Origin of the sequence: Kitasatospora sp. NPDC101183 (assembly GCF_044767945.1) — a bacterium.
GTDB lineage: Bacteria > Actinomycetota > Actinomycetes > Streptomycetales > Streptomycetaceae > Kitasatospora.
Window position 1 is genome coordinate 44221 of sequence record NZ_JBIWOW010000002.1, and the last position, 23421, is coordinate 67641.

General features: G+C 74.6%; 24 protein-coding genes. 13 read left to right on the forward strand and 11 right to left on the reverse strand.

The annotated features are described in order from the left end of the window. Positions 1-74: 74 nt before the first annotated feature. Positions 75-848, reverse strand: a complete 774-nt coding sequence (locus tag ACIRRS_RS02340) for an SDR family NAD(P)-dependent oxidoreductase (protein WP_402963676.1) — start codon at positions 846-848, stop codon at positions 75-77. 154 nt (positions 849-1002) lie between these two features. Here ACIRRS_RS02340 and ACIRRS_RS02345 point away from each other — a divergent pair, with 154 nt between their 5' ends. The 4 genes from ACIRRS_RS02345 to ACIRRS_RS02360 all read left to right on the forward strand — a co-directional run bounded on the left by ACIRRS_RS02345 (position 1003) and on the right by ACIRRS_RS02360 (position 4228). Continuing rightward, complete coding sequence (locus tag ACIRRS_RS02345; protein ID WP_402963679.1) at positions 1003-1203, forward strand: hypothetical protein; 201 nt, start codon at positions 1003-1005, stop codon at positions 1201-1203. Positions 1204-1353: 150 nt separating this feature from the next. After that, complete coding sequence (locus ACIRRS_RS02350; protein WP_402963682.1) at positions 1354-2196, forward strand: hypothetical protein; 843 nt, start codon at positions 1354-1356, stop codon at positions 2194-2196. Then, a complete protein-coding gene (locus ACIRRS_RS02355) occupies positions 2193-3131 on the forward strand; it encodes a DUF6895 family protein (RefSeq protein ID WP_402963685.1) in 939 nt (312 codons plus the stop codon). Before ACIRRS_RS02350 ends, ACIRRS_RS02355 begins: the two co-directional genes overlap by 4 nt. Further along, positions 3128-4228, forward strand: coding sequence for a serine hydrolase domain-containing protein (locus ACIRRS_RS02360; protein ID WP_402963687.1), 1101 nt, complete (start codon positions 3128-3130; stop codon positions 4226-4228). Before ACIRRS_RS02355 ends, ACIRRS_RS02360 begins: the two co-directional genes overlap by 4 nt. A 4-nt stretch (positions 4229-4232) precedes the next feature. On the opposite strand, the gene ACIRRS_RS02365 is transcribed toward ACIRRS_RS02360, so the two are convergent. Beyond that, a complete protein-coding gene (locus ACIRRS_RS02365; protein WP_402963690.1) occupies positions 4233-4910 on the reverse strand; it encodes a LysE family translocator in 678 nt (225 codons plus the stop codon). Between the two features lie 88 nt (positions 4911-4998). Here ACIRRS_RS02365 and ACIRRS_RS02370 point away from each other — a divergent pair, with 88 nt between their 5' ends. Then, positions 4999-6357, forward strand: a complete 1359-nt coding sequence (locus ACIRRS_RS02370) for a PLP-dependent aminotransferase family protein (RefSeq protein ID WP_402963694.1) — start codon at positions 4999-5001, stop codon at positions 6355-6357. Positions 6358-6517: 160 nt separating this feature from the next. On the opposite strand, the gene ACIRRS_RS02375 is transcribed toward ACIRRS_RS02370, so the two are convergent. Genes ACIRRS_RS02375 through ACIRRS_RS02385 form a run of 3 tightly spaced genes read right to left on the reverse strand, consistent with a single transcriptional unit; the run spans position 6518 to position 9947 of the window. Continuing rightward, positions 6518-7420 carry an SDR family oxidoreductase gene (locus ACIRRS_RS02375; RefSeq protein WP_402963697.1) on the reverse strand — a complete coding sequence of 301 codons (903 nt, stop codon included), beginning with the start codon at positions 7418-7420 and terminating at the stop codon, positions 6518-6520. Then, positions 7417-8355, reverse strand: a complete 939-nt coding sequence (locus ACIRRS_RS02380; RefSeq protein WP_402963700.1) for an alpha/beta fold hydrolase — start codon at positions 8353-8355, stop codon at positions 7417-7419. Before ACIRRS_RS02380 ends, ACIRRS_RS02375 begins: the two co-directional genes overlap by 4 nt. Then, positions 8352-9947 carry a flavin-containing monooxygenase gene (locus tag ACIRRS_RS02385; RefSeq protein WP_402963703.1) on the reverse strand — a complete coding sequence of 532 codons (1596 nt, stop codon included), beginning with the start codon at positions 9945-9947 and terminating at the stop codon, positions 8352-8354. The genes ACIRRS_RS02380 and ACIRRS_RS02385 overlap by 4 nt, the downstream gene beginning before the upstream one ends. A gap of 205 nt (positions 9948-10152) precedes the next feature. On the opposite strand from ACIRRS_RS02385, the gene ACIRRS_RS02390 reads away from it, so the two are divergent. After that, entirely contained in the window at positions 10153-10932 is a 780-nt protein-coding gene (locus tag ACIRRS_RS02390) for a MerR family transcriptional regulator (protein WP_402963706.1), read from the forward strand. Here ACIRRS_RS02390 and ACIRRS_RS02395 read toward each other — a convergent pair. Then, positions 10929-11606 carry an NADPH-dependent F420 reductase gene (locus ACIRRS_RS02395; protein WP_402963709.1) on the reverse strand — a complete coding sequence of 226 codons (678 nt, stop codon included), beginning with the start codon at positions 11604-11606 and terminating at the stop codon, positions 10929-10931. The genes ACIRRS_RS02390 and ACIRRS_RS02395 overlap by 4 nt on opposite strands. Before the next feature lie 113 nt (positions 11607-11719). Between ACIRRS_RS02395 and ACIRRS_RS02400 the strand changes: the two genes are divergently transcribed. Further along, complete coding sequence (locus ACIRRS_RS02400) at positions 11720-12118, forward strand: winged helix-turn-helix transcriptional regulator (protein ID WP_402963712.1); 399 nt, start codon at positions 11720-11722, stop codon at positions 12116-12118. 78 nt (positions 12119-12196) lie between these two features. Next, complete coding sequence (locus ACIRRS_RS02405; protein ID WP_402963715.1) at positions 12197-12589, forward strand: VOC family protein; 393 nt, start codon at positions 12197-12199, stop codon at positions 12587-12589. A gap of 179 nt (positions 12590-12768) precedes the next feature. Here the strand turns inward: ACIRRS_RS02405 and ACIRRS_RS02410 are convergent, their stop codons facing one another. The 5 genes from ACIRRS_RS02410 to ACIRRS_RS02430 all read right to left on the reverse strand — a co-directional run bounded on the left by ACIRRS_RS02410 (position 12769) and on the right by ACIRRS_RS02430 (position 18360). Next, the gene (locus ACIRRS_RS02410) at positions 12769-14406 is read right to left on the reverse strand and encodes a M4 family metallopeptidase (RefSeq protein WP_402963718.1); all 1638 of its coding nucleotides are present in this window, start codon (positions 14404-14406) and stop codon (positions 12769-12771) included. Positions 14407-14895: 489 nt separating this feature from the next. After that, positions 14896-15549 (reverse strand): GNAT family N-acetyltransferase, encoded by a 654-nt coding sequence (locus ACIRRS_RS02415; protein WP_402963721.1) that lies wholly within the window; start codon positions 15547-15549, stop codon positions 14896-14898. 74 nt (positions 15550-15623) lie between these two features. Then, complete coding sequence (locus ACIRRS_RS02420; protein ID WP_402963724.1) at positions 15624-15914, reverse strand: glutaredoxin domain-containing protein; 291 nt, start codon at positions 15912-15914, stop codon at positions 15624-15626. Beyond that, positions 15911-17812, reverse strand: coding sequence for a serine/threonine protein kinase (locus ACIRRS_RS02425; protein ID WP_402963727.1), 1902 nt, complete (start codon positions 17810-17812; stop codon positions 15911-15913). The genes ACIRRS_RS02420 and ACIRRS_RS02425 overlap by 4 nt, the downstream gene beginning before the upstream one ends. A 143-nt stretch (positions 17813-17955) precedes the next feature. Next, positions 17956-18360 (reverse strand): VOC family protein, encoded by a 405-nt coding sequence (locus tag ACIRRS_RS02430; protein WP_402963730.1) that lies wholly within the window; start codon positions 18358-18360, stop codon positions 17956-17958. A gap of 158 nt (positions 18361-18518) precedes the next feature. On the opposite strand from ACIRRS_RS02430, the gene ACIRRS_RS02435 reads away from it, so the two are divergent. The 5 genes from ACIRRS_RS02435 (at position 18519) to ACIRRS_RS02455 (ending at position 23369) form a co-directional block, all read left to right on the forward strand. Beyond that, positions 18519-19496 carry a FecCD family ABC transporter permease gene (locus tag ACIRRS_RS02435; protein ID WP_402964653.1) on the forward strand — a complete coding sequence of 326 codons (978 nt, stop codon included), beginning with the start codon at positions 18519-18521 and terminating at the stop codon, positions 19494-19496. Beyond that, positions 19493-20524 (forward strand): FecCD family ABC transporter permease, encoded by a 1032-nt coding sequence (locus ACIRRS_RS02440; RefSeq protein ID WP_402963733.1) that lies wholly within the window; start codon positions 19493-19495, stop codon positions 20522-20524. Before ACIRRS_RS02435 ends, ACIRRS_RS02440 begins: the two co-directional genes overlap by 4 nt. Then, positions 20521-21336, forward strand: a complete 816-nt coding sequence (locus ACIRRS_RS02445; RefSeq protein ID WP_402963736.1) for an ABC transporter ATP-binding protein — start codon at positions 20521-20523, stop codon at positions 21334-21336. Before ACIRRS_RS02440 ends, ACIRRS_RS02445 begins: the two co-directional genes overlap by 4 nt. 45 nt (positions 21337-21381) lie before the next feature. Next, a complete protein-coding gene (locus tag ACIRRS_RS02450; protein ID WP_402963739.1) occupies positions 21382-22371 on the forward strand; it encodes an ABC transporter substrate-binding protein in 990 nt (329 codons plus the stop codon). Between the two features lie 200 nt (positions 22372-22571). Beyond that, a complete protein-coding gene (locus tag ACIRRS_RS02455; protein WP_402964656.1) occupies positions 22572-23369 on the forward strand; it encodes an inositol monophosphatase family protein in 798 nt (265 codons plus the stop codon). The last annotated feature ends 52 nt before the right edge of the window (positions 23370-23421 follow it).

Here is a 23421-nt window from a genome sequence, read left to right on the forward strand (position 1 = left end):
GATCCGCCCTGTACGCCCGACCGGCCCGACCGGCCCCCGACCGGCCCGACCGGCCCGACCGGCCCCGGGGCGCCTCAGTTGGTGCGGTAGGTGCGCGCCGCCTTGTTGGAGAGGCCGCCGAGCCCGCCCGAGGGCAGCAGCCGGGCCAGGGCCACGATGGCCTTGTACCGCTTGCCCGGCACCGACACCGACCGGCCCCGACCGAGGTCGCGCAGCGCCTCCTCGACCACCCGGTCCGCCGGGAGCCAGGACCAGGCGGGGATGTTGTCCGTGCCCATGCCCGCGCGCTCGTGGAACTCCGTCCGGGTGAAACCCGGGCACAGCGCCATCATCCGCACCCCGCTGCCGCCGAGGTCGCGCAGCACGCCCTGGGTGAAGCTGACCACCCAGGCCTTGCTCGCCCCGTACGTGCCGCGCGGCAGGAAGGCGGCCACCGAGGCGACGTTGACGATCGCACCCCGGCCGCGCTCGCGCATGCCGGGCAGGGCGGCGGCGGTCAGCCGCAGGATCGCCTCGATGTGCACCTTGAGCATGTCCAGCTCGTCCTGGAGCGGGACGGTGCCGAAGGCGCCCTTGTTGCCGAAGCCGGCGTTGTTGACGAGCAGGTCCACCGGGCGCTCGGCGTCGGCGAGCCGGGCCTCGACGGCGCCGATCCCCTCCTCGGTGGCGAGGTCGGCGCGCAGCACCTCCGCCTCGGTGCCGTAGCGGGCGTGCAGGGCGGCGGCGGCGCGCTCCAGCCGCTCGGTGTCGCGGGCCACCAGGACGAGGCGGTAGCCGCCGCGGGCCAGGCGGCGGGCGAAGGCGGCTCCGATGCCGGCGGTCGCGCCGGTGATCAAGGCTGTGGTCATGCCCAGACCGTACCGACTCCCCGCATCCGGGCCCACACCCAGGGCAACGTCCCAGCTCAGGGGCTTGCGGATGCAGGGCGGCGGAGGTGCTCGTAGTGTCGGACAAGGGCACCGCCCGATCGGGCGGTGAAGTCCAGACGAGGAGGCACATCTGATGCTTACTCAGTTCCAGACCACGACGACCAGGGCGCCGCTGGCGACCGCGTCCGAGCTCGATGCGCTCGGCACGCTGATGGTGGAGGACGAGGCCGTCGTGAGCGACGCGCCCACGTACCGCCCCGAAGCCGCCGGCGGCCTGCTGCTGCTGGGGCTGCTGCTGCTCGAGCCGAAGCAGCCCAAGGAGAAGAGCCGGTAGCCGAGCGCGCTACCAGGCCCGAAGGGCCTCGCGGGGCGCCCCTGCACTGTGATCGTCACCGATCGTGAGCGGCCGTAACAGGTCGTGAGCGCGATGGCGGGCAGGGCCCGGGCCCCCGCGAACGCCCCCGCCGAGGAGGACCACGCAACCATGCCATTCGCCGATACCCCTCTCCGCGACGAGTACGCCGCGGCGGTCGAGCGGGTGGCGGGCCGCACCCTCGACGCCCTGCGGGGCGCCGGGGGTGCGGTCGCGCTCGCCGACCCCGCCGCCGACCCCGCCGCCGACCCCGCCGCCGGACCTGCCGCCGGTCCGCTCGCCGGTCGGGGCGCGGGCCTGGAGCCGCCCCGGCCGCTGCTGGCCGCGCTGCGCGTGCTCGGGCCCGACCTGTTCGCGCCGCAACTGCTGGGCGGAGCCGCCCCCGACGAGCCCACGGCGCTGCTGCTGGCCGAGGCGCACCGCGTCTTCCCCCCGGCGGGGCTCGCGCAGGGCGGGGACGGCAACGCCGTCGTCACCGCCTGGCGGGACTGGGCGGCGGGGGTGCTGCTCGTGCGGGCGCTGGGGACCGCCCCTTCGGAGGCCCCGCCGGAGGACGGCCGTGGTGAACGCTCCGTCACCGCGCCCGCGCCGACCGCCGTTCCCGGTCACGCCGCGTGGCCGGAGCCGGAGCAGTGGCAGGCCTGGTCGATCCGGATGGCGCAACTGTCCGCACTCGCCCTGCCCGGCCTGGACGGCGCCGTGCACCGCCAGGCCCGCGGCCACGCCCTGGCGCTGGCCCGGGGCACCGTGCGCTCGATGCTGCGGCGCGACCACCGGGCCGCCGCCCGACTGGTGCGCTGGCTGGCCTGGTGCCGAGCCGAGGGCGTCGCCGTGCCGCTGGAACTGCGGCCGCTGCTGGCGCGCCTCCAGGTGGTGAGCGACGGCAGCGCCCGGATCGCCCTCGAACTGGCCATCGCCACGGCCCTGCTGGACACCGCGGAGGGGCGGGCATGACCGACCACGAAGTCCTCGCCACCGCCCAGCAGCTCGGCTCGCGCGCCCTGGCCTGGCTGGACGCCTCGCACAGGACCGGGTTCGGCGAGATCGCCGACAACGTCACCATCGACATCGCCGACCCCAACAACTCCTACAAGCCCATCGGAGAATGCGCGCTGGCCGCTTCCCTGGTGCTGCGCGAGGGGGTCACCGGCCCCGTCGACGCCGAACGGGCCCGCCGCCTGCTGGCCTTCGGCTGGTCCCAGCTGCGCGACGGGGACCTGCTGTACGAGCGGCAGCTGCGGCACCTGCTGCTGACCGATCCTCTGGAGCTGTACTCCCACTTCGCGCGGGTCGGCTACCGTCACCCCGCGCTGGAGGAACTGGTGCGCTCCCTGGGCGACGTGCGCTCGATCCAGGCCGCCGAAACCGTGCCCAACCGGCGCCTGGCCGTCGCCAACGCCCGTAAGGTCGCCGGATTCGACCACCGGGGCCCGGACTGGCCCACCCTCGCCGCCGCCACCTGGCTCGGCGCCACCCCCGAGCCCTGGGCCGTGGACTGGAGCACCGGCTACGACATCACCCACACCGTCTTCCACCTCACCGACTGGGGCGCCCTGCCCGAACGGCTGCCCGAACCGATGCGCGCGTACGTCCGCGACTGGCTGCCGGTCTGGCTCGACATCTGGCTGGAGATCGGGCAGTGGGACCTCGTCACCGAACTGCTCGTCGTCGACGCCTGCCTCGGCGAACCGGTCACCGGCCGGCAGGGCTGGGAGGCGCTCGCCGCCGTGCAGCGGGAGGACGGACTGATCCCCCGGAACACGGAGCCCGTGGCCGAGGAGCCGGAGCAGGCGTTCAAGGACCACGAGCACACGGCGGTCGTCGCGGTGGTGGCCAGCACCGTCACCCTCTCCCGGGCGCTGGGCGGCGCGGAGGCGGCCCTCGCGTGAGCGCCGCCCGTACGGACCCGCTGGGTACGGACCGGCTCGGTACGGGCCGGCTCGGTACGGACCCGCTGCGCACGGACCGGCTGTGCGCGGACGTGGTGCGGGCCGCCGAGCCGTACGCGACGGCGGTGGTCGTGGCGCTGGCGGACGGTGAGCGGGCCGAGGTGCGCTGCACCGGGCGGCTCGGGCACGGGCCCGGCTCGGCACCGTGCACCCCGGAGACGGTCTTCGAACTCGGCTCCGTCACGAAGACGTTCACCGCACTGCTGCTGGCCCGGCTGGTCTCGGGCGGCGAACTCGCCCTGGACGACCCGGTGGAGAGCCACCTGCCGCCCGACTGGATTGCGGCGTCGGTGCGTTCGGGCGAGCCGATCCGGCTGTTGCACCTGGCCACCCACACCTCCGGGCTGCCCCGACTGCCGCCCGGGCTGCTCGCCGGGGCCGTGCCGACCTGGTTCAGCAACCCGTACGGCGGCTACGGCGAGCGGCAGTTGAGGGATGGCCTGGCCCGAACCACCGTACGGGCGCGGCCCGGTGGGCGGTACGGGTACTCCAACTACGGGGTCGGGCTGCTGGGGCGGCTGCTCGTCGAGGCGGGCGGCGGGGCCTCGTACGGCGAGCTGCTGGCCGAGAAGGTCTGCGGGCCGCTCGGGCTGCGGCACACCACCTGCGCGCCGGACGCGCCCGGCCGGGCCACCGGCTACCGCCGGGGGCGGGCGTTGCCGCCCTGGCGCATCCCCGGGCTGCCCGGCGCGGGCGCCGTCCGGGCCGGGGGCGCCGACCTCCTGCGCTACCTCCAGGCCCATCTGCGGCCGGGGGACGGTGAGTTGGGCGCGGCGCTGCGCGAGGTGCAGCGGCCCCGGCTGCGACTGCCGCGCTCCGGGGACCAGCTGGGCCTGGTCTGGCAGCACCGGCACGCGGGCGGGCGGGAGCTGTGGTTCCACACCGGCGGCACCCGGGGGTTCACCGCCTTCGTCGGCTTCTCCCCGCCGACCGGCACCGCCGTCGCCGCCCTCGCCAACACCGGGCCGACGCTGGACGGGCGGTTCCTGCAGAGCGCGTACGAGCTGCTGCGGGGGCTCTCGGGGCCCGATCGTTAGGGCTCTAGGCGGGGACGGCGCGGGCGCGGTCGGCGGCGATGTTCAGGGCGATCCCGGCGAGGACGGTGCCCATCGCGTAGCGCTGGACGCGCAGCCACAGGGGGCGGCGGTTGAGGAAGGCCGCGATGGAGCCCGCGCCCATGGCGATCAGGCCGTTGACGGTGACGGCGACGGCGATCTGGGCCAGCCCCAGCAGCAGGCTCTGCAGGGCGACGTGGCCGCGCTGCGGCTCCACGAACTGGGGCAGCAGCGAGAGGTACATGATGGCGATCTTGGGGTTGAGCAGGCAGGTCAGGAAGCCCATCGCGTAGAGCTTGCGCGGCGGGTCCGGCGGGAGCTGCTGCGGGGCGAACACCGCCGTGCCGCCCGGGCGCACGGCATTCCAGGCGAGCCAGAGCAGGTAGCCGGCGCCGGCCAGCTTGATGGCGGTGTAGAGCGCGGGCACGACGGAGAACACGGCGGCGACCCCGGCCGTCACGGCGACCAGGTACACCAGGAAGGCCGTCGCCACGCCGAGCAGGGAGACCAGGCCGGCGCGGCGGCCCTGGGCGATCGAGCGCGAGACCAGGTAGATCATGTTCGGGCCCGGCGAGAGCACCATGCCGAGGGCCACGGCGGCGACCCCCAGCAGCGCGTGGCCGCCGACGGCGGAGAGCGGGTTGTCCGTGCCTGTGTTGTCCATGCCTGCGAGGCTAGGGCGGGTGCGCATCTCGATGCAATGATGACTTTGCGCTCGGTGCAATCGGGCTGCGGGCGGAAAGGGGTGCGCGGTGACCAGGGACGACTACCGGGCGATCGCCGACGCGATCGCGGCCGACATCGAGCACGGGCGGCTGCGGCCCGGCGAACAGCTGCCCACCCAGCGCGCCTTCGCCCGGCGGCGGGGCATCGCGCCCTCCACCGCCACCCGGGTCTACCGGGAGCTCGCCCGGCGCGGGCTCACCACCGGGGAGGTCGGGCGGGGCACCTTCGTCCGGGCCGGGCGGAGCGCGCGGGACGAGGCACGGGACGGGCGGGTGGCGCTCGCCGAACCGGGGACCGGGCCCGTCGACCTGGAGCTCAACTACCCGGCCGTGCCGGAGCAGTTGGCGCAGCTCGCGGGCGCGCTGGCGCAGCTGCTGCGCCCGGACGTGCTCGGCGAGGCACTGCGGCCCGTCGGCGTGGCCGGGACGGCGGCGGCGCGGGAGGCCTTCGCCGCGCTGGCCTCCGCCTCCTGCGGCGGGCGGGAGGCCGACCCGGGCTCGCTGCTGTTCGCGGGCAACGGGCGGCAGGCGGTGGCGGCGGCCCTGTCGGCGCTGGCGGCGCCGGGGCAGCGGGTGGGGGTGGAGGAGACGACGTACCCGGTGGTCAAGGCGATCGCCGGGCAGGCGGGCGTGCGGCTCGTCCCGCTGCCGGTGGACGAGGAGGGGCTGGTGCCGGAGGCGGTGGCCGCCGCGCACCGGGCCGCGCCGCTGCGGGCGCTGTACGTGCAGCCACGGCTGCACAACCCGCTCGGGGTGAGCTTGCCCGAGGCTCGTGCGGCCGAACTGGCGCAGGCGGTACGGCGGTTGGACCTGCCGGTGGTGGAGGACGCGGTGTGGTCCTTCCTCTGCCCGGGGACGACGGCCTTCGCCTCGTACGCGCCCGAGCGGACGGTGCTGGTGGACAGCCTGTCCAAGCGGCTCGGCGCGGGGCTGAACGTCGGGTTCGCGGTGGTGCCCGAGGGGCTGCGCGAGCGGACGGCGGGGGCGCTGCGCTCCGGCGGGGCCACACCGAGCGGGTTCGCGCTGGAGGCGGCGGTGCGGTGGATCGGGGACGGCACGGTGGAGGCGGTGGCGGCGGCCAAGCGGGCGGACGCCATGGAGCGGCAGGACCTGGCCCGGGAGGTGCTGGCCCCGCGCCGGGTACGGGCCGACCGGCGCTCGTACGTGCTGTGGTGGCCGCTCGCGGCGCCGTGGCGCTCGGAGACCTTCGTCGCGGCGGCGGCCCGGGCGGGCATCTCGGTCACCCCGGCCGAGGCCTTCGCCGTCGACCCCCGGCGCTCCCCGGCCGCCGTCCGGATCGCCCTGGCCTCGCCGCCGCTGCCGGTGCTCGCCCGGGCGCTGGCGGAGCTGGCGAGGATCGAGGCGGCGGGGCCGGAGGCGGACTGACGGCGGAGTGACGGCGGGGCACGAACAGATGACAGAAAACAGATGACAGCGAACAGATCACAACGAACAGCGAACGGATAACAGCTTTCGTCAGCTGTTATCCGTTCGCTGTTTTCTGTCATCTGTTTTCTGTCATCTGTTCGCTGTCACGTGTCCGCCGTCACTCGTGATCCGCCCGCTGCGACCGGTTCGCCGTGTCCGCGGCCCCGCCGGCGCCGACCGCCCGCAGCCGGGAGGCGGCCGTGGCGGCGAGCTGCGGCGCGAGCTTCGCCACGTCGCGCGAGCCGACGACGGCGATCAGGCTCGGCAGCAGCCAGCGCACCGGCTGCATGCCCCGCAGCCACGCCTGCGCGTAGACGTGCGCCGAGCGCCGGGCGATCCCGGCGACCAGCCGGTCCACCGCGGGCTCCAGCGGGTACGTCTTGTTGGCGGGCCACGGCAGTCTGCTGCGCATCTGCTTGAGCACCGCGTCCTCGTCGGCGCCGCGCACCATGTCGGTGTCGGTCCAACTCAGGTACCCGACACCGACCTTGACCCCCTGGTACGCGACCTCGGCGCGGATCGAGTGGGCGAAGGCCTCCACCCCCGCCTTGCTGGCGCAGTACGCGCTCATCAGCGGCGCGGGCGTGAGCGCCGCCAGCGAGGCGATCTGCAGCAGGTACCCGCGGCTCTCGGCGAGCGCGGGCATGAACGCCCGCGCCGTGGCCACGCTGCCGAGCAGGTTGACCTCGATCACCCGGCCGAACGCCCTGTGGTCGCTGTCCATCATCGGCCCGCCCAGCGCGATCCCGGCGTTGGCGACCACGGCGTCGATCCGCCCGTAGTGCTCCTTGATCCGCTCCGCGACCGCGCTCAGCGCCTCCAGGTCCGTGACGTCCGCCTCCCAGCTGGTGGCGGAAGGCCCGCACTGCGCCGCGACGGCCTTCAGCTCGACGGGCTCCAGCCCGAGCAGCGCGACCTTGGCCCCGCGCCGGGCCAGCCTGCGCGCCAGCGAGGCGCCGACCCCGCGCGCCGCCCCGGTGACGACGACGACCTGCTCGGACAACGGCGGATTGGCGTTCATGCGACGGCGGTCCTCTCGCTCTCGGCGCCGGCCAGGTGCGCGGCGGCCATCCGGTGGATCTCGGCGGCGACCTCGGCGGGCCGCTCCAGCGGCGCCATGTGGCCGACCCCGGGCAGCAGCAACAGACCCTGCGGGTCGGGCAGTTCGGAGACGATGCGATGGGCGTGCACGGGCGGGGTGAGCCGGTCCGCGGTGCCGACCACCACGGCGGTGGGCGCCGCGAGCCGGGCCAGCCCGTCGTGGACGTCCAGCCGGGCGAGCACCCCGGCCCACCCGGCCCGCACGGAGGTCGGGCAGGCGTGCACGATCCGCGCCGTCGCCTCTGCCTGGTCGGCGGGCGAACTCGGCCCCATCGTCGCGTACTTGAGCGCGGCCCGGCTCAGGGGCGTGACCGGCCCGAGCGGCATCCGCGAGCGCAGTAGCTGCCGGTGCAGCAGGCGCCGCAGCCCGGCGGGGCGCAACCCCTCGGGCAGGACGGCGAGTTCGGCGAGCAGCTCGCCCGGCCCGGTGGAGACGAGCACGGCGGCGGCCGTCCGCTCGGCGACCTCGGGCCACCCTCCGGCGGCCATGATCGTCATCCCGCCCATGCTGTGCCCGGCGAGGACGGCCCGCTCCCCCGCCGGCACCGTGCGCTCCAGTACGACGGCGAGGTCGTCGGCCAGCGCCCGGGTGGAGTAGCGGGCCCGGCTCGGCGGTATCTCGCTGCGCCCGTGGCCGCGCTGGTCGTAGGCCACCACCCGGTAGCGGTCGGTGAGTCGGCGGATGACGGGCGCCCAGAAGGCGGTGGAGCAGGTCCAGCCGTGGGCGAGGACCACGGTGGGCGCGTCGCCGCGGCCGTGCACCTCGGCGTGCAGCCGCAGGCCGTCCGTCGTCAGCAGGCTCAACTGCTCGGCGGGCACGGGCGGTTCGTAGTCGGCGGGCGGGCGGACGCTCACGCGGAGACCTCCTCGGTGGTCCGACCGGTGGAGCGGCCGGTAGCGCGGTCGGTGGTGGCGGGCGCGCCGCGCAGGATCAGCTCGTACTCGCCGAGGTCGACCTTGCGGGTGGCGCGACGGAAGGAGGTGGTGGAGCCGGGCCACAGCACGGTGTTCTTCCCGCTCGGGTCGAGGTACCAGCTGCGGCAGCCGCCCGTCGTCCACACCGTGCGGTCCATCCGGTGCTGGAGTTCGAGGTTCCACTGCCGCTGGGCGCGCGCGGTGGGCTGCATGGCGGTCGCGCCGACGGAGTCGAGGGTGGTCAACGCGTCGACCATGTAGTTCAGTTGGGACTCGATCATGAGGATCATCGAGCTGTTGCCGAGGCCGGTGTTGGGGCCGATGACGAAGAACAGGTTGGGGAAGCCGCGCACCGTCGAGCCGCGCAGCGCCTCCATCCCGCCCTTCCACTCCTCGGCGAGGCTGCGCCCTCCGACGCCGAACACCCGGGAGCCGATGGGCATGTCGGTGACGTGGAAGCCGGTGCCGAAGACGATGGCGTCCACCTCGTGCTCGCCGCCGTCCGAGGAGACGAGGGTGGAGCCGCGGACCTCGCGCAGCCCGGAGGCGACGACCTCGGTGTTGGCGGCGGCGAGCGCCGGGTAGTAGGTGTTGCTGAGCAGGATGCGCTTGCAGCCGATCCGGTAGTCCGGGGTGAGCTCGGCGCGCAGCGCCGGGTCCGCGACGCCCTGGGCGAGGTGGCGTTCGGCGAGCCGCTGGACGACGCGCAGCATGCCGGGGCGGCGGACGAAGGCGTCGACCTGGATCTCCCGGAGGGCGAACAGGGCGCCCCGGCGCAGGGTGGCGGTGAGCGGCACGCGGCCGTGCAGCCACTTCTCCAGTTGGGTGATCTCCCGGTCCCGGCGCGGCAGGACCCAGGCGGGGGTGCGCTGGAAGACCGTCAGCTTCCCGACCTTCGGCTGGATCGAGGGGATGATCTGGGCGGCGGAGGCCCCGGTGCCGACCATGGCGACGCGCTTGCCGGCGAGGTCGTAGTCGTGGTCCCAGCGGGAGGAGTGGAAGACCTTGCCGGGGAAGGCGTCGAGGCCGGGGATGTCGGGGATCTGGGGGTCGGCGAGGGGCCCGGCGGCGGAGACGATCGCGTCGGCGGTCCAGACGCCGGCGCTGGTGGTGATCCGCCAGCGGGTGTGCTCGTCCTCCCAACGGGCTTCCAGCACCTCGGTGTTGAAGCGCAGGTGCGGGCGCAGCCGGAAGACGGTGGCGACCTTCTCCAGGTAGGCGCGGATGTCCGGCTGGCCGGAGAAGCTGCGCGGCCACTCGGGGTTGGGGGCGAAGGAGAAGGAGTAGAGGTGCGAGGGGACGTCGCAGGCGCAGCCGGGGTAGCTGTTGTCGCGCCAGGTGCCGCCGACGGAGTCGGCGCGCTCCAGGACGACGAAGTCGGTGATGCCGGCGCGGCGCAGCCGTACGGCCGCCCCGAGGCCGCCGAAGCCGGAGCCGATCACCGCGACCCGCACGTGGGGGGCGGGAGCGTCGGCGGCGGCGTCGGGCTCCGCGGCCTGGCCGGGGCGGGGGCGCTTGCTGCTGGCTGCCATGCGGCCAACCTCCTGGGGGTGGGGGCGGTGATCGTCGCACTCCCCCGGGCCGGACGCCCGGGGCCCTGCCAATCGCGCCAGTAATCACTGGCACGATTGGCAGGGTAGCCCCTGCCGACACCGGAGGGAAGGACCGCGACGGCCCCGGTTCACCCCGGGTTCGCGCACCCTTCCCCGCCCGCGCGGCGCGCCTATGCTGATCGCCGTGGACAAGCTCAGAGCCGCCGAGGACGACGACAGGCGCGAGTACCGGGTGGAGGAACTGGCCCAGGCGGCCGGGATCACCGCCCGCACCCTGCGCTTCTACCGCGAGCGCAAGCTCCTCCAGCCGCCCCGCAAGGAGGGCCGGATCGCCTGGTACGGCGAGGAGCACCTCGCCCGGCTGCGGATGATCGCCGAACTGCTGGAGCGCGGCCACACCCTCGACGGCATCACCGAGCTCATCGACGCCGGGGAGAGCGGGCAGGGCGTCGCCGACCTCATCGGCCTCGCGGCGGCCATCGTCGCGCCCTGGTCCGACGAGACCCCCGTGCGCCTGGACTGGGACGAGCTCAAGACGGCCTTCGGCGACCAGCTCACCGAGGAGAACACCGCCGAGTCCATCGCCCAGGGCTACATCAGCGTGCGGGAGGACGGCATCACCCACGTCAGCCGCCGCCTGCTCGACGCCACCACCGAACTCGTCGACCAGGGCGTGCCGTTGGCCGCGGTCCTGGACGCGAGCCGCCGCACCCGCGAGCACGTGGACGCGATCGCCGAGATCTTCATCGAGGTGGTCGGCGAGCACCTCCTCAGCGCGCTCGCCGCCGACACCCCGCTCCCGCCCGGCGAGGCCGCCCGCCTCACCGAGCGCATCCTGCGCGTCCGCCCGCTGGCCCGCACCGTCGCCGACGCGCAGTTCACCCTGGCCATGGACCGCCGGGTGCACGCCGAGTACGACGAACTGCTGCGCCAGCGCCGGGACGGCAACGAAGCCGAAAACTAGTCGTCCAGCGCGCCCGGAGCCAGCGCCGGGGACGGGAAGACGTGCCGCGCCTCACCACCCGCCCACCAGACGCCGACGGCGAACACCGCCGTCGCCTCCAGCAGCCCGGCCCGCTCCAGGCCGCCGCAGGGCACCGGCACGCAGCCCATCGAGGCGACCAGAGCGGCGGCCAGCTCCGCCGCGCCCGGATCGTCCGCGCAGTACGGGACGCCGAGCGGCGCGCCCTCGAACCGCGGCCCCGCCATCGTCCAGATGCTCTCGTGACAGATGCCGAACACCTTCACCACGTGCGCCCCGGGCGCCGCCGAGGCCAGCCGCCGGGCGAGCGAGTCGGCGCCCCCGGCCGTGGTCAACGCCGGACCGCCCCCGCCCGGGGCCATCGGCACGGTGCAGTCCAGCAGCGCCCGCCCCTCCAGCTCCCCGGCGAGCGCGGCCACCGCCTCCCCGGCCACCTCGGCCGGCAGCGCGACCAGCACGGCCTCCCCGAAGCCCGCCGCCTCCGCCAGGGTGCCGGAGCCCCGCGCCCCGATCGCCTCCGCGAGGCCGCGCGCCCTCTGCGCGCCGCGCCCGCCCACCAGCACCTCGTGCCCGGCCCGCACGAAGGCCCCGCCGAGGGCCGCCGCCATCGCCCCCGTCCCGAGCACGCCGATCCTCGACGACCGCTTGGTCCCCATGCCAACTCCCCGACTCGACAACCGCCGCCCGCACCTCGCGGACCCCGTGCCCCGGACGCTAGAGGGGCCGATGCGCACCACCGGGTGCGCAACGGATCGGGCAGACTGGGCCCATGGAACGCCCCGCCCCCACCGCCGCCGACCTGGGCGGCGACGTGTACGCGGCCGACTGCCGCGCCCGGCTGGCCGTCGAGGTGATCGCCAACCGCTGGGACTCCGTGGTGGTGTACGTCCTCGGCGAGCAGGGCCCGATGCGCCCCCGGGCGCTGCTGGCCAGGATCGGCGGGATCAGCCCGAAGGTGCTCAACGAGTCGCTGCGCCGCCTGGAGCACAACGGCCTGGTCCACCACCGCCGTTACGCCGAGGCGCCGCCCCGGGTCGACTACGGGCTCACCGCCGCGGGCACGGCGCTGCTCGTCCCGATCCGGGCGCTCGGCGCCTGGGCCGAGGAGTACGGGGACGCGGTGGTCGCCGCCCAGGAGCGCGACGCGCTTCGCGGCACGGCGAACTGACGTGTCGTCAGTCCCGTCGGCGCCCCGTGCGACCCTCGTCGGGACCACTCGCGCACCACCCGACACTCCGGAGGCACCGTGCCCACCGATCTGGACGAACTCGAGGTCCTCACGCTCTTCGTGGCGGACGTCCCCGCCGCGAAGGCCTTCTACCGGGAGGTCCTCGGCCTCCCGGTCGTGTACGAGGACGACGCCTCGGCGGCGCTGCGCCTGCGCAACCTGCTGCTGAACCTGCTGGCCGCCGGGCAGGCGCCCGAGCTGGTCGAGCCCGCCCCGGTGGCCCCCGAGGCGGCGGGCGTACGGGCGCTGCTGACCGTCCGGGTGCCGGACGTGGACGCCGTCTGCGCCCAACTCGCCGAGCGGGGCGTGGCGTTGCTCAACGGCCCGGTGGACCGCCCCTGGGGTCGCCGGACGGCGGCCTTCGCCGACCCGTCCGGGCACGTGTGGGAGGTCGCCCAGGACCTCGGGTAGCGGGGCCGGAACGCGGGCCGACACGCGCGCCCGGACTCAGGCCGGAACGCGAAACGGAACGCGGGCCGGAACGCGGAGAAGCCCCGTCGGACCGCACCCAGTGGTCCGACGGGGCCCCGCTACGGTCGTGCGCCGACCGGGGAACGCCCAACTCGTCCCTGGCCGGCCTCACGCCCGGCTCAGTTGACGTTCACGGCCGTCCAGGTGGCCGCGACCGCGTTGTACTCGGTGCTGTTCGCGCCGTACAGATCCGACGCCGCGCTGAGGGTGGCCGCCCGGGCGCCCGCGTAGTCGGTGGTGGAGGTGAAGTAGACGGTCAGCGCGCGGTACCAGATCTGCGCGGCCTTGTCCCGTCCGATGCCGGCGAGCGAGGAGCCGTCCGCCGTCGGGCTGTTGTAGTTGAACCCGTTGATCGTCTTCGCGCCGCTGCCCTCGGACAGCAGGTAGAAGAAGTGGTTCGCGACGCCGGACGAGTAGTGCACGTCCAGGTTGCCGACGTTCGCGTCCCAGTTGTCGGCGGAGGCGCCGTCCTTGCTCGGCTGGTCCATGTAGCGCAGCGGGCTGCCGTCGCCGCGCAGGTTGATCAGCTCGCCGATCCAGTAGTTCGGCGGGTTCGAGGGCAGGTTGGCGTACCACTCGACCATGGTGCCCATGATGTCGGAGGTGGCCTCGTTGAGGCCGCCGGACTCGCCCGCGTAGTTCAGGTTGGCGGTCGCGGCGGTGACGCCGTGCGTCATCTCGTGGCCGGCCACGTCGATCTCGGTGAGCGGGGCGGAGTTGTTGGCGCCGTCACCGTACGACATGCAGAAGCAGTCGTCGCTCCAGAACGCGTTCACGTAGTTGGAGCCGTAGTGGACGCGGCTCAGCGCGCCGACGCCGTCGTTGCGGATGCCGTTGCGGCTGAAGGTGTTCTTGTAGAAGTCCCAGGTGGTCGCGGCGCCGAACTGGGCGTCCACGGCGGCGGATTCGCGGTTGCTCGCGGTGCCGTCGCCGAAGGTGTTGGTGGTGTTGGCGAACAGGGAGCCGTTGCCGGACTCGCCGTTGTTCAGGTCGCTGGTGGACTGGCCGCCGCGGCTGGTGTCCTTCAGCTCGTACTGCGAGCCGTTCTGGTTGGTGTTCAGCGGGACCTGGCCGACGAAGACGCCGGTGCCGGTGCCGGCCGCCGTCTCGATCTTCTCGTGGGTCGAGAGGACCTGGCCGCCGGCCGCGTCGGTGACCAGGATCTGGGCGCTGGGGGTGCCGTCCTGGCGGACGCCCTCGACGGTGGTGCGGTACGCCAGGCGCGGGTTGTTGTCGTTCGCCCACACGACCAGCTCGGCCTTGCCGACCTGGTGCACGCCGACCAGCGGGGACTCGTCCGCGTCGATGGTCTGGCCCACGGTGGCCTTGACGGCGCCGGCGGCGCCCTCGGCCGCCCGGTCGGCCGGGATGGACGGGGTCAGGCTCGGCAGCTCGATCTTCGCGGAGACGGCCTTGTTCACGGCCTTCACGCCGCCGTCGGCCTTCTGGTGGACGACGAGGTCGCCGCCGAGCACCGGCAGGCCGGCGTAGGTGCGCTCGAAGCGCAGGTGCCGGGTGCCGTCCTGGTCGACCACGGCGTCCTTGGCGACGAGCTTCTCCTGCGCGCCGAGGCCGAGGGCCTTGGCCAGCGGGGCGGACTGGCCGTTGGCGAGCGCGACGACCGCCGCGTGCTGGTGGGCGGCCTGGGCCTTGGAGGAGGAGGTGGCGGGAGCGGCCTGGGCGGCGCTCACCTGGACGACACCGGTCAGGAGGGCGGTGGCCGAGACGACGGCGACAGCCGCGAGCTTTCGCTTCACGTACGAGTCCTTCCGGGAAACCGCGTGTGGGCGCGGTCGCGCCGCGTCCCGAGGGCCGGGGTCGGCACCAGTGGGGCGGAACGGGCGCTGACGTGCAGTGACCCCGTGCAGTCGGACGGCTCGCCACCAAGGGGTGGGGGTGGGGGCTGCCGCCGGGGGATGCCGAGAAGCATGGCAATCCGCCCGCCTGATTGACAGGTCTGCATCAGGAATTGGCCAGGTCCCGCCAGAAGGTAAAGAGGGTCAAGTCCCGGGCATAAGGGGACGATTCACCCCTCGCCCGGATTGGCCCCCGGCCAGGCCACGGCCGACCGCCTGGGGCGACGCTCGAACGCCCGTCACATCCGTGCGCGCCCCCGGCGCGGGCCGGGCGCCCGGCCGGGTTTTACATTCCTGTAGAACTTCCCATACGCGCCCTTGACACGCGGTTGGCGAGGTCCCGCCACAGGGGCCCCTTGTCCACCGCCCCGGCGGTCTGCTAACCGCCGGCTACCCGTCCGTACGGCGGCGCTCCCGCACCCCGGCGATCCTGCGCTCCAACTCCGCGCGGCGGGCGGGCCATTCCTCCCGGATGATCGAGAAGACCGCCGCGTCCCGCAGCCGGCCCTCCTCCCCCGGCGCCCAGGACTGCGCCGACCTGCGCAGCACCCCCTCGAACACCGCGCCCGCCCTGGCGATCGCCGCCCGCGAACGCGCGTTGCGCGCATCGGTCTTCAGGTCCACCCGCTCGACGCCCCAGTCCTCGAAGGCGTGGCGGAACAGCAGGTACTTGGCCTCCGCGTTCAGCCCCGTCCCCTGCGCGGAGGCGGCCAGCCAGGTGAAGCCGACCTCGATCGCGAACAGCGAGCCGTCGCCCGGCCGGCGGCGCGGCTCCCAGTACGCCGTCGCCCCGATCACCCGGCCCGAGGCCCGCTCCACCTGCGCGTACGGGGCCAGCAACCCGGCGTCCCTGCGGGCGTGCTGGGCCCGGACGTACGCGTGGGCCGACTCCTCCGAGGAGGGCACCCACGTGAAGCCGTACGAATCCCTGTCCTCCCCGGCGGCGCGGGCCAGCCCGTCCGCGTGCCGCTCCTCCAGCGGCTCCAGGCGGACGAACCCGCCCTCCAGCAGAGGACCTTCCAGCAGACGCGGCTGCTCACCCATGGTTTCCCCGTTCGATCGTCACGGCTCGGACGACCCGCAGCCTGCCAGGCGCCTCCCGCGCCCGCCACGGGGTTTCAGCCGCCCCCGGCCGCCCGCGCGTCGGCGTCGCTCTCCCGTACGGCGGCGAGGAGTTCGCCGAGCGAGGGGTTGACCATGGCGCGGCCGGCGACGGTCACCGTGGGGACGGTCTCGTTGCCGTCCGCCACCGAGCGGACGAAGGCGGCGGCCTCGGAGTCCTTCCAGATGTTCACCCGGGTGAAGCGGCGGCTGTGGCGCAGGCCGGTGAAGAGCAGGCCGAGGCGCAGCTTCATGCAGTACGTGCACAGGGGGCGCCAGTAGAGGACCACCTGGCTGGTGCCGCTCACGACTGGATCCTCCACTGCTGCGTCTTGAGGTCCTTGGTGCAGGCCTCCATGGTGAGCGGGCTCCCCACGCCGTGGGCGGTGAGGCAGCGCGCGCCGCCGTTCTCGGCCAGGGTGTAGGCGCCCGAGCCGGCCGGGGTCTTGACCCAGCGGTAGAGGAAGCTCATGTAGTCGGCGAGGGAGACGGTGCCGTCCATGTTCTGGGCGAGCTTGGCGCCGTTGTTGTTGCAGGCGTTGTACTCGGTGTACACGCCGTCGTTGGCGATCCAGCCGTACTGCGAGGCGCCGCCCAGCACGGCCACGTTGCCGGCCGTGTTCGGGTCGTTGTTGGTGAGCCCGATCGGCGCGCCCCACTGAACGTTGACGATCTTGACCCAGGTGGCGCCGCCGCACCCCGGAGGCGGGGAGTCTTGCGGCGGCGGGTTGCCGCCACCGCCGCCGGAGTTGGACCCGCCGCCCCCGGAGGAGGCGGGCTGTGCCGGGGGCGGCTGCGGGGCGGGGTTGTTGTTCGCCGGCGGACGGGCCTGGGTGCCGCTGTTCTGCCCGGTGCCCGTCCCTCCGCCGTTGTTGCCGCCGCCGCTGCCGCCCCCGTTCCCGCCCTGCGCGGCGGGCGGCGCGGGCTGCTGGGGCTGCGGCTGCGCCGCGTCCGGCGTCGCCCCCGGCGCGGTGGTGGCGGCGGTGGTCGCGGGCGCGGCGGGTTCGGTGGTGGACGCCGTGGTGGTGCCCGTGGCAGCGCCTCCCGCCACCTGCGGCGCGCTCGCCGCGGTGCTCGGCCCGGCGGGCGCCGCCTCCGAGCTGAACGGGTTGCGGTCGACGAGCACGGCGGTCGCGGTGCCCACCGATATGACGACGGGAATGATGACGGGCACCAGCAGGTGGCGCCGCGAGCGCCGCCCGCCCGGCTCGGTGGGCCCGGCCGGGGCGACCTTCACCACCGGCTCGACGGCGGCCGCGGGAGCGGAGTCGTCCTGCGTGCGGGCGCCCCGGGTGGGGGCGTCGGCGAGCGCCCTCGGACTCTTCCACAGCCTGACGGTCCGTCGGCCCGCCTCCCCCACCGGCAGCCCGACGGCCGTCCGGGCCGCCGCCGCCATCTCGGCGGCGCTGGCGTGCCGGTCCTGCGGCGCCTTGGACAGCGCCTTGGCGACGAACTCCCGCACCGGGGCGGGGAAGGTCACGGGCAGGTCGGGCGCGGGCTCGTGGACGTGCTTGACCGCCATCTGCACCGTGCCGCCGTCGAAGGGCAGCCGCCCGGTGAGCAGTTCGTAGCAGACGACCCCCATCGAGTAGAGGTCGGAGGCGGGGGTGACGGGGGCGTCGCTGCTGTAGGCGGCCTGCTCGGGCGACATGTAGGCGGCCGTGCCGATGAACCCGCCCGACCTGGTGATCTTGGTGTCGACGATCGCCAGCGCGATGCCGAAGTCCGCGACGAACACGGCGCCGTCGCCGCGCACCAGCAGGTTGGAGGGCTTGATGTCGCGGTGGACGATCGCCCGCTGGTGGACGGCGTGGAGGGCGTCCAGCGCGTCGGCCACCAGGGCGAGGGCGCGCTCGGGCGGCATCCGGCCCTCGTCCCTGAGCACCGCGCTGAGCGCCCGGCCCTCGATGAGGTCCATCACGATGAAGGCGCAGCGCTCCCCGCCCTCGGCCCCACTCCCGTCGTCCTCCCCGTAGTCGTGGACGCCGACGATGCCCGGGTGGCCGATCGCGGCGACGACCCGCGCCTCGCGGCGGAACCGCTCGACGGAGGTCGTCTCCTCCATCAGGCCCGCGTTGAGGATCTTGAGAGCGACGTCGCGCTCCAGCCTGGTGTCGCGGGCGCGCCAGACCGTCCCCATCCCCCCGCGGCCGAGCGACTCCGTCAACCGGTACCGGTCGTCGAGTACGGTGCCCGCACCGATCATGCCCCTACCCCCGTATGTCATGACCTGCTCGGGCAGGTCGTCGGCACACAGTGTGCCAGAGGGTTCCGCGGCCTCAGCGGCCGCTGCGGGGACGGGGATTGAGTGTTGCCGGGCTGTCACACAAGGCCCGGTGAAATGTCCGGTCAGGCGCCCCAGGCACGGGAGCAGAGCACCAGCCGGTAGCCGTCCGGGTCGGATATCGTCACGCCGAACTCGTCCCAGTACGGGTTGTGGGAGGCCACCCGCTCGCCGCCGGCCTCCTCCAGCCGGGCGACCAGGGCCTCGTCGACCGGCGCGCCGAGGTAGACGACGAAGAGGTCGTCGACCGTCGGGGTCGGCTCCAGCGGCCGTTCCGGATCGTGCGTCAGCTCGAAGTGCCAGGCGCCGCCGGGCGGACCGACCATCAGCAGGTCGTGGTGGCCGGGGACGTGCTCGGTGGTGCGCCACAGCACGTCGAGGCCCAGGCCGCCGACGTAGAAGCGCTCGGCGGCCACGAGGTCACGGGAGGGGCGGGCGATCCGGACCCGCGTCGTCGCATCGATGATCATGCGCGCGACGCTAGCGCATGCCACTGACAACCGAGAGGGGCGTCTACCCGACGAGGCACCGTTTGACGAGGTTAGGAAAGGCTGACCTAAGATGTCGCCTCGTGCTGAGAACCGACCCGCCGGGCCCCGCGGCCCCGGCGACCTCCCGTTCCCCGGCGCTGCGGCGGCCCCTGCTGCTCGCCGCCGGGCTGTGCGCCCTCATCGTGTGCGCGGCGCTGAGCCTCGCGCTCGGCTCCCGCTCCATCCCCCTGGCCACCGTCGTCGACGCCCTCACCGGCACCGCCCACGGCGGCGACGCCGACGTGGTGACGGGCCTTCGCGTCCCGCGCACCCTCATCGCCCTGGCCGTCGGCTCGGCGCTCGGCGTCGCCGGGGTGCTCGCCCAGGGCGTGACCCGCAATCCGCTGGCCTCCCCCGTCACCCTCGGGATCAACGCCGGCGCGAGCCTCGCCGTGGTCGCCGCCATCTACACCCTCGACCTCACCCGCCCCGTGCAGTACGTCTGGTTCGCCTTCGCCGGCGCGGCCCTGGCCGCCGTGGCCGCGTACGCGATCTCGCGGCGCGGCGGGCAGCTGGACCCGGTGCGGCTGGCGCTCGGCGGCACCGTGCTCACCGTGGTCCTCTCCTCCTGGACCTCCTCGCTGATGCTGGCCAGCAACCGCACCCTGGACGAGGCCCGGTTCTGGCTGGCCGGCTCCGTCGCCGGGCGCCACCTGGACACCCTCGCCCCCGTCCTGCCGTTCCTGGCCCTCGGCCTGCTGGGCGCGTTCGCCGTCGCGCCCTCGCTCAACGCGCTGGCCCTGGGCGACGAGACGGCGCTGTCGCTGGGCGTGCCGGTGACCCGCATCCGCCTGGTCGGCGCCCTCGCGGTGGTGCTGCTCGCCGGCGGCGCGGTGGCCGTCGCCGGGCCGGTGGCGTTCATCGGACTGGCCGCGCCGCACCTCGTCCGTCCGCTGCTCGGCAACGACCACCGCTGGCTCGTCCCCGGCTGCCTGATCGCGGGGCCCGTGCTGCTGCTCGCCGCCGACGTGCTCGGCCGGCTCGTCGTGCGGCCCTCCGAGATCGAGGTCGGCATCGTCACCGCCTTCCTCGGCGCTCCGCTGCTCGCGCTGCTGGCCCGGAAGGTGGCCCGATGAGCGGCCCCGTGAGGAGCACCCTCGCCCGCCGCCGGGCCCGCACCGCCGCCTGGTCCCTGGTGGCCGCCGCCCTCCTGGTGCTGCTGACCGGCCTCGCGCTCGGCACCGGCCAGGTCGACATCCCGTTCTGGGACGCGCTGCGCGCCCTGGTCGGCCAGGGCTCCGGCGGCGACGTCCTGGTGGTCCAGCAGTTCCGGGCGCCGCGCGTGGTGTCGGCGCTGATCGCGGGCGCCGCCCTGGCCGTGGCCGGCTCGATGCTGCAGCGCCTGTTCCGCAACCCGCTGGCCGCGCCGGACACCATCGGCATCACCGGCGGCGCCTCCTTCGGCGCGGTGCTGATGCTCGCCACCGGCGCCTCCCAGCAGCTGATCCCGCTGGCCGCCGTCGGCGGCGGACTGCTGGCGGCGCTGCTGCTCGGCGGCTTCGCCTGGCGCTCGAAGATGGCCGTCACCCGGCTGGTGCTGGTCGGCCTGGCGGTGCAGCAGGGCCTGGCCGCCGCCGTGAACCTGATGATCGTACGGTTCCCGGCCGAGCTGGCCTCCTCCGCGATGCAGTGGACCACCGGCTCCCTCTACGGCCGCACCTGGACGGAGGTGTGGATCGGCGGCGGCGCCATCGCGGCCTGCGCGGCCGTCGCCCTGCTGTGCCAGCGGCGCATCGCCGTCCTCGACCTCGGCGACGACTCCGCCGGCGGCCTCGGCCTGAACCCCGCACGGGACCGGCTGCGCCTGCTGCTGCTCACCATCGCCCTCGCATCGCTGGCCGCCGCGCTCACCGGGCCCGTCGCCTTCGTCGCGCTCGCCGTCCCGCACCTCGTCCGGCTGCTCGCCGGGCCGCCCACCCCGGGCACGCTCGGCCTCACCGCGCTCACCGGCGCCGTGCTGCTGCTGGGCGCCGACCTCCTCGTCCTGCACGTGATCCCCGTCCACGGGCTGCCGGTCGGTGCCGTCACCGCCACCCTCGGCGCGCCCTGGCTCCTGGTGCTGATGATCCGCCAGGGCCGACTCCCCCAGGAGGGCAGCCGATGACCGCTCCCGCACCCGGCAACCGGCTCGCCGCCCACGGCCTGAGCCTGCGCTACGGCGACCGGACGGTCGTCGACGCCCTGGACCTCGAACTGCCCGGCGGCGCCGTCACCGCGATCGTCGGCCCCAACGCCTGCGGCAAGTCCACCCTGCTGCGCGGCCTGGTGCGCCTGCTCGGCCCGGCGGCCGGCACCGTCACCCTGGACGGGGCGGACATCCACCGCCTGCCGGCGCGCGAACTCGCCAAGCGGATGGGCCTGTTGCCGCAGCAGCCCGTCACGCCCGAGGCGGTGACCGTCGAGGCGCTGGTGCGCCTGGGGCGCTACCCGCACCAGCGGATGCTCACCCCCTGGTCCAAGGCCGACCAGGCCGCCGTCGAGGAGGCGCTGGAGCGCACCGGCACCGCCGCGCTGCGCGACCGGCAGGTCGACCACCTCTCCGGCGGGCAGCGCCAGCGGGTGTGGATCGCGCTCGCCCTCGCCCAGCGGACCGACCTGCTGCTGCTCGACGAGCCGACCACCTTCCTCGACCTGCGCCACCAGCTGGACGTCCTCGACCTGGTCGCCGACCTGCACGCCGAGGCCGGGCGCACCGTGGTCATGGTGCTGCACGACCTCGGGCAGGCCGCCCGGTACGCCGACCACCTGGTGGTCCTCGACGAGGGGCGCCTCGCCGCCGCCGGACCGCCCTCCGAGGTGCTGACGGCCGAGCTGGTCGAGGCCGTGTTCGGCGTGCCCTGCCGGGTGGTGCCGGACCCGGAGACCGGGACGCCGCTGGTGGTGCCCCGGGCGCGGGTGCGCTCCCGTCAGGCCTGAACCCCCCTCGTACTCCTCCCTGTTCACCCCGACGCTAGGAACCCGATGAACCGCCGACTGCCCGTCGCCGTCCTCGCCCTCGCCCTCTCGACCACCCTGCTCACCGCCTGCGGAAGCGGCGGCGGCACCGCCTCCGGCGAGGGCTCCTCCGCCTCCGCCGGCTCCGCCTCCGCGGGCTTCCCGCGCAGCGTCACGCACGCCGCCGGGACGGCCTCGATCAAGGCGCAGCCCAAGCGGGTCGTGGTGCTGGACAGCGGGGAGCTGGACGACGTCACGCTGCTGGGCATCACGCCGGTGGGCGCGGTGTCCCCGCACATGAAGACCAACGGCGGGTTCCCGGCGTACCTCAAGGACAAGGTGGACGGGACGAAGGACGTCGGCCCGATGAACGAGCCGAACCTGGAGCTGATCGCCTCCCTCAAGCCCGACCTGATCCTGTCCTCCAAGGTCCGCCACGCCAAGGTGTACGACCAGCTGAACGCGATCGCGCCGACCGTCCTGGCGGAGACCACCGGGTTCCCGTGGAAGGAGAACCTCGCGCTGTACGCCCAGGCGCTCGGCAAGGAGGACGAGGCGAAGAAGGCGATGGCCGACTACGAGGCGCGGGCGAAGAAGCTGGGCGAGGAGATCAAGGCGAAGAACGGCGGGACGATGCCGACCGCCTCGGTGGTCCGCTTCGTGGCCGGGCCGACCCGGGTGTACGGCAAGGCCTCGTACAGCGGTGTGGTGCTCAAGGACGTCGGCCTGGCCCGCCCGGCCTCGCAGGACGTGGACAAGAACATCATCGAGATCTCCGCCGAGCAGATCGGCCAGGCCGACGCCGACCTGCTGTTCGTCACCTCCGCCGACGACCCGTCCAAGACCAAGGAGAGCGAGGTCCAGCAGACCCCGGTCTGGCAGGGCCTGAACGCCGTCAAGGGCGGCAAGGTGTTCACCGTGCCGGACGAGACCTGGATGTCGGGCATCGGCGTGCAGGCGGCGGACGCGATGCTCGTGGACATCGCCAAGGCGGCGGGCGTGGACGCGCCGAAGTAGCGGGTCGCGGGCGGCGGGCGGCCGGGCGGCCGGGCGCTGACAGGTGACAGGTGACGGAAAACAGATGACGACTGACGGATAACAGATGACAGCGAACAGATGATGAAATCTGTTCGCTGTCATCTGTTTCCCCTCCGCCCACTCCCCCTCCGCCCACTCGTGGGACAGTGGTACCCGGCGAAGGGAGCACGAGCGTGCTGATGGACAAGGTGGCGGAGATACTCGCCGAGGCGTCGGCCGAGGTCGTGGAGCCGCGTTTCCGCGCGCTGGCGGCGGGCGAGGTGATGGAGAAGGCGCCCGGCGAGCTGGTGACGGTCGCCGACCGCGAGGCCGAGGTGATCATCGCCCGGCGGCTGCGCGAGCTGCTGCCCGTCCCGGTCGTCGGCGAGGAGGCCGTGGCCGCCGACCCCTCCCTCAGCGAGGCCCTGCACTCCGAGCCCGCCGTCTGGCTGGTCGACCCGGTGGACGGCACCGCGAACTTCGTCGCCGGCCGCCCCGAGTACGCCGTGATGTGCTCGCTGGTGCGCACCGGGACGACCGTCGCCTCCTGGATCTGGCAGCCGGCCACCGCGACCTCGTACACCGCCGAACTCGGCTCCGGCGCCTGGCGCGACGGCGAGCGCCTCGTCCGCCCGCCCGCGCCCACCGACGCCCGCAAGCTCACCGGCATCGTCAAGAGCCGCTACGTCACCCCCGAGCACCGCAGCCGCCTGGAGGCCAACAGCGCCGCCTTCGGCGAGGTGGGCGTCGGCCGCCACGCCTGCGGCATCGAGTACCCCGACATCGCGGACGGCCACGGCGACTTCGCCCTCTACTGGCGCACCCTCCCCTGGGACCACGCCCCCGGCTCCCTGCTGATCACCGAGGCCGGCGGCGTCTCCGCCCGCCTGGACGGCGCCCCCTACCGGCCCGAGGCCCCCGGCTGCGAGGACGGCCTGCTGGTCGCCGCCGACCCGGCCGCCTGGGAGCTCGTCCGCTCCCACCTCATGGCGCGGTGAACCTCATGGCGCGGTGAACGTCACGGCGCGGTGAACGTCACCGCGCGGTGCC